The 5,560-nt window shown below is 67.2% G+C and carries 4 protein-coding genes; all 4 read left to right on the top strand.

Annotated features, from left to right (window positions below):
* On the top strand, positions 1-1,956 hold a 1,956-nt coding region (locus tag LQT98_RS18260; RefSeq protein ID WP_231464123.1), incomplete at its 5' end, for a 3'-5' exonuclease.
* 268 nt (positions 1,957-2,224) lie between these two features.
* Positions 2,225-3,709 carry a polyphosphate:AMP phosphotransferase gene (gene pap / locus LQT98_RS18255; protein WP_048409467.1) on the top strand — a complete coding sequence of 495 codons (1,485 nt, stop codon included), beginning with the start codon at positions 2,225-2,227 and terminating at the stop codon, positions 3,707-3,709.
* Positions 3,684-4,415 (top strand): type 2 periplasmic-binding domain-containing protein, encoded by a 732-nt coding sequence (locus LQT98_RS18250; RefSeq protein WP_048409468.1) that lies wholly within the window; start codon positions 3,684-3,686, stop codon positions 4,413-4,415. Before pap ends, LQT98_RS18250 begins: the two co-directional genes overlap by 26 nt.
* Before the next feature lie 54 nt (positions 4,416-4,469).
* Positions 4,470-5,560 (top strand): AAA family ATPase (locus tag LQT98_RS18245; protein ID WP_231464121.1); only part of this gene is annotated, 1,091 nt, incomplete at its 3' end.

The following is a 5,560-nucleotide window of genomic DNA, read 5'->3' as shown; positions in this document are numbered from 1 at the left end:
GGCCGCGCCGCCATCGTCGGTGGCGAGACGCGGCGGCCGCTGGCCGGCGGCGACATCGCGGTGCTGGTGTCCACCCATCGCCAGGGGGATAGGGTGAGGCAGGCGTTGGCCGAGCGCGGCGTGGCCAGCGTAGCGCTGACCCAGGAGAGCGTGTTCGCCAGCCGGGAGGCCGGCGAGTTGCTGGCCTTGCTGCGCGCCTGGGCGGAACCGGCCAGCGAGGCGCGCTTGCGCGCGGCACTGGTGACCGAACTCGCTGGCGTCGATGCCGGCGAACTGCTGTTCAGGGTCGAGGACGAGACACGCTGGGAAGCGCAGTTGCAGGCCAATGCCGCCGATCATCTGTTATGGCGCGAACGCGGCTTCATGGCGGCGTGGCGGCATTTCTTCGCGCGCGAGCGAGTGGCCGAGCGCCTGCTGCCGCTGCCGGACGGCGAGCGACGGCTGACCAATCTATCGCATCTGGCTGAATTGCTGCAGCAGGAAAGCGACAGCCGGCAAGGCATGGCGCCGCTGCTGGCCTGGCTGGAAGCGCGGGTGGCGCAGCCGCCGGGCGGCGAAGAAGCGGTGCTGCGGCTGGAGAGCGACGCGGCCCTGGTCAAGATCGTCACCATCCATACCGCCAAGGGCCTGCAATACCCGGTGGCCTTCTGCCCCTTTCTATGGGGCGGCGCGCTGGAGCGGCGCGACACCGCCTTCTGGCGTTACCACGCCGAGGAGCAATCCTGGCTGGCGCCGGACGTCGCCGCCGACGCCGACGTCAGGCTGGCGGCGCGCAGCGAGCTGCTGGCGGAAAAACTGCGCCTGCTCTATGTGGCGCTGACCCGGGCGCAATATCGCCAATACCTGTGCTGGGGCTGGGTGCGCGGCATGGAAACCGCGGCGCTGTCCTGGTTGCTGCATGGCCGCGACGCGAGCGCGCTGCCGCAGCTGGAACAGCTGGAACTGGACGCCGGCGTGGTCAGGCGTCAGCTGGACGGCTTCGTCGCCGCGGCCAATGCCGAGGCCGGCGCCGCCTGCGCGGTGCTGGAAGGTGCTGTGGAGCGGTCATCGCTGGCCGCGCCGCGCGCCGGCGGGCAGGACTACCGGGCGCAGGTTTTCGCGCGGCGGCTGGCCGCGCCGTGGCGAGTGGCCAGCTTCACCTCGCTGACCCATGCGCAGGCGGCCGGCAAGTGGCAGGAAAGTCCGGACCACGATGCGCGCCAGCCTTCGGCGCCGGCGCCGCAAGAGCCGCCGGCGCTGGATCGCTTCGGCTTTCCACGCGGCGCCAAGGCGGGTACCTGCCTGCACGAGATTTTCGAAACCATCAGCTTTGGCGTCGACGCGGCCGGGCTGCGCCAAGCGGTGGAACTGGCGCTGGCCAAGCACGGCTTCGCGCCGGAATGGGCCGAGGCCGGTTATGAGATGGTGGCGGCGACGCTGAACGCGGAACTGGATCCGGGCGTGACGCTGGCGGCGGTGCCGGACGGCAAGCGGCTGGTGGAGATGGAGTTCATGCTACCGGCGCCCAAGCTGGAAGTGGCACGGCTGGCCGCCATCCTGTCCGCGCCGGAGCACGGCCTGGCCGCGCCCTTGCGCGCGGCGGCGGCGCAGTTGGACTTCGCCACCGTGCGCGGCTTCCTCAAGGGCTTCATGGACTTGGTGTTCGAGGCGGACGGGTTTATCTACCTGGTGGACTACAAATCCAACCATCTGGGCGGCCAGCACGAGGATTACCGGGCGGAGCGCTTGGCGGAGTCGATAGCGCAGGAGCATTATTATCTGCAGTACCTGATCTATAGCGTGGCGCTGCGCCGCTATTTCAGCGCGCGCGGCATCGATTTCGCCGCCCGCTTCGGTGGCGTGCGCTATCTCTATCTGCGGGGCATCGGCGCCGATGGCTGCGGCATCTGGCGCGACCAGCCGGCGCCGGCGCTACTGGACGCGCTGGACCATTGGTTTGCCGGCGGGCATGCGTAGGAATGCGGAGTGCGCGAGCCAGGGGTATCCGACTAAGCTGAATTATCTGAAGTGGAACGCACCCGGTAAGAACGTGTTTACGATCTCGCGAGCGAAGGCGAGACAAGGCGAAAACGAGCGAAAAAGCGGAATACACAGGTGGTGCATGAGCATTTTGAGCTCGGTTTCAACGCCCATTTCTATCTATCCCGCCGACGCGGAGCAGATCGTAAACAGGTTCTAAGGGGAGAGTAGCGCCGGGGCGAGCCGACAATAACAAGGACGCATCATGTTCGAATCCGCCGAAATCGGCCACAGCATAGACAAAAAGACTTTCCGCGAAGCCATGCCAAAATTGCGCGAGGCCTTGCTGGACCTGCAATACGACCTGAAGGAAAAAGCCGACTTTCCAGTGCTGATCCTGATCCACGGTTTCGACGGCGCCGGCCGCGGCGAAACCATGAATCTGATCAATGAATGGCTGGACCCGCGGCTGATAGACACCGTCGCCTTCGCCGAGGCCAACGACGATGCCCGCGCCCGGCCCTGGATGTGGCGCTACTGGATGCAACTGCCGACCAAGGGCCGCATCGGCATGTTCTTCGGCTCTTATTATTCCGACGCCTTGTTCGATCGGGTATTCGCCCGCAGCGACCGCGACGCGCTGGACCGGCAGATTTTCGACATTCTGCGTTTTGAGCGCATGCTGACCATGGACGGCGCGCTGGTGCTGAAATTCTGGTTCCACCTGACCCGTGAACAGCAGCACAAGCGGCTCAAGCAGATGGAAAAAGACCCGGCCAGCAGTTGGCGCGTGACCAAGACCGACTGGGAACACTACGAGCGCTATGACAAGATCCGCAAATCCGCCGAGCACATCCTGCGGCTGACCAATACCGCCGCCGCGCCTTGGGTGGTGGTGGACGGCGAGGACGCCAATTACCGCAGTCTGACCGTGGGCAACACTCTGCTCAACGCCATTCGCAACCGCCTGGCGCAAGCTCAGGGTTCGCAGGCCGAGCTGATAGACGCGCCACCGCTGCTGGCGCCGATAGACAACAAGCTGTTGCTGGACACCCTGCAGCTGGACCAGGCCATGGACAAGGCGAGTTACAAGGCCGAGCTGGAGAAACTGCAAGGCCGGCTGCACCGGCTGACCCGGCATCCGCGCTTCGCCCAGCACTCGCTGGTGCTGGCCTTCGAAGGCAACGACGCCGCCGGAAAGGGCGGCAGCATCCGCCGCATCACCCAGGCGCTGGATGCGCGTCGTTACCGGGTGGTGCCCATTGCCGCGCCGACGCAGGAAGAAAAGGCCAAGCCCTGGTTGTGGCGTTTCTGGCGCCATGTACCGGGCAAGGGCGGCATCACCATTTTCGACCGCACCTGGTATGGCCGGGTGCTGGTGGAGCGGGTGGAGGGCTTCGCCAAAGAGGCGGACTGGATGCGCGCTTATTACGAGATCAACGACTTCGAGCATCAGCTCAGCGAAAACGGCGCCGTCATCGTCAAGTTCTGGCTGGCCATCAGCAAGGACGAGCAGATGGCGCGTTTCAAGGGCCGCGAGGAAACCGGCTTCAAGCGCTTCAAGATCACCGAGGAGGACTGGCGCAACCGCGACAAATGGGATGCCTACAAGCTGGCGGTCAGCGATATGGTGGACCGTACCAGCACCAGCAAGGTGCCCTGGACGCTGGTGGAAGCCAACAATAAATACTATGCCCGCATCAAGATCCTCAAAACCATTTGCGATGCGCTGGAAGCCAGGCTGGGCTGAGGTTGCGGCCGGGCTGCTCGCGTTGCTGCTGGCGGCTCCGGCCCTGGCTGCCGGGCTGACCCTGCGCGCCGGCGTGGCCAACGACAGCTTCGGTCCCTTGTTCAGCGCTCAGGACGGCGTGCTGGCCGGCCAATACCGCGCGGCGCTGGAGCAGATAGGCCGGCTCAGCGGCATCCGCTTCGAGCTGGAATATTACCCGTCCTCGCGCTTGCAGCAATTGTTCGAGGTGGCCAAGGTGGATGTGGAAGTGGGCGTCAATCCATCCTGGCGCGCGTTGTCGCCGGTGGCCGGCTTCTACACCAAGCCCATAGACGTTCAGGCGCTGCGGTTGTGCTTTGCCGCCGGCAAGCGCCGCAAGGGCGCGCTGCCGGCCGGCCTCAGCGGTTTGAGCGTGGGCGTGCTGCAAGGGCGTGTCTACCCGGCGCTGGAACCGGGCTTTGCCAGCGGCCAGCTCAAGCGGATGGAGGCCGCCAGCGAGTACGACTTGCTGGGGGGGCTGCGCCAGGGCCGCATGCAGGCCATTGTCTTGAGCCAGCGTCAGCTGGACACCTTGCTGAGCCACTCGCCGGAGGCGCCGCCCTGCGTGCCGGGGGAAAGCGTCGGCAGCGTGCCGGTGATGCTGCGGCTGCACCCGCAATACCGCCAGCTATTGCCGCAATTGGACAAGGCGATTCAGCAGCTGCAAGATAGCGGCAAATTGCGCTGAGGCGTCCCATTCCCGCTCCGCGCCGCGGAGCGCAAAGCATTCGGATCCCAATCGATGTCTGTCCAGCAAGCCCTGCTGCCCGCCGAACTGGCGCGCCTGTTCTCCCGTCTCGATCCCGATGTCGACGATGCCGCGCTGGCGCTGATCCACGAACTGGCCAGCGCCAATCAGGCCGGCCATGTCTGCCTGCCGCTGGCGCAGCGGCCGGAACGCAAGGCGCTGCGGGCCAGCGCCTTGGTTGGCCCGCCCGGCGCTTACGCGCCGCTGATCCTGGATGAGGCCGGCCGTTTGTACTTCGCCCGCCATTGGTTCGACGAGGCGCGGCTGGCCGCGCGGCTGAGCGTCCTGGCCGAGCCGGGACCGGCGCCGGACGCGGAGAGTCTGCGTCGGATGCTGGACGCGTTGTTCGGCGCGGCTGAGGACGGCGCGGCGCCGGACCGGCAGAAGCTGGCAGCTGCCTTGGCCGCGCGCCAACGGCTGATGGTGATTTCCGGCGGCCCGGGCACCGGCAAGACCACCACCGTGGTCAAGTTGCTGGCCTTGCTCGCCGGCCTGTCGCCGCGGCCGCTGGTGATGGCGATGGCCGCGCCCACCGGCAAGGCGGCGGCGCGGCTGGCGGAATCGGTGCGCGGCGCACGCGAGCGCTTGGCCGTCGATGAGGCGGCGCTGCGCCAGCTGCCGCAACAGGCGCAGACCCTGCACCGCCTGCTGGGCCTGCGTCCGGGCGCCGCCGCGCCGCGTCATCATCCGGGCAACCCATTGCCATTGGATGTGTTGGTGGTGGACGAGGCATCGATGATAGATCTGTCGCTGATGGCACGCACGGTGGAGGCGCTGCCGTCGCAGGCGCGTCTGATCCTGCTCGGCGATCGCGATCAACTGGCCTCGGTGGACGCCGGCGCGGTGCTGGGCGATCTATGCGCGGACATCCATTACCGGCCGGAAACGCTGGACTGGCTGCGCGCGAGCTGCGGGGAAACCCTGGCGGCCACGCCGGGCGCCGGCGGCAAGCTCACCGACTGCGTGGCGCTGCTGACGCATAGCCACCGCTTTGGCGCGGCTTCCGGCATCGGCGAGCTGGCGCGGCGGGTCAACGCTGGCGACGGCCCGGCCAGCTGGGCGGTGCTGCAGGACGCGGCCTGGCC

Origin of the sequence: Chromobacterium aquaticum, assembly GCF_021129195.1 — a bacterium.
Taxonomy (GTDB): Bacteria; Pseudomonadota; Gammaproteobacteria; order Burkholderiales; family Chromobacteriaceae; genus Chromobacterium; species Chromobacterium aquaticum.
Note: the sequence above shows the minus strand (reverse complement) of the source record. Positions and strands in the feature narration are given on the sequence as shown.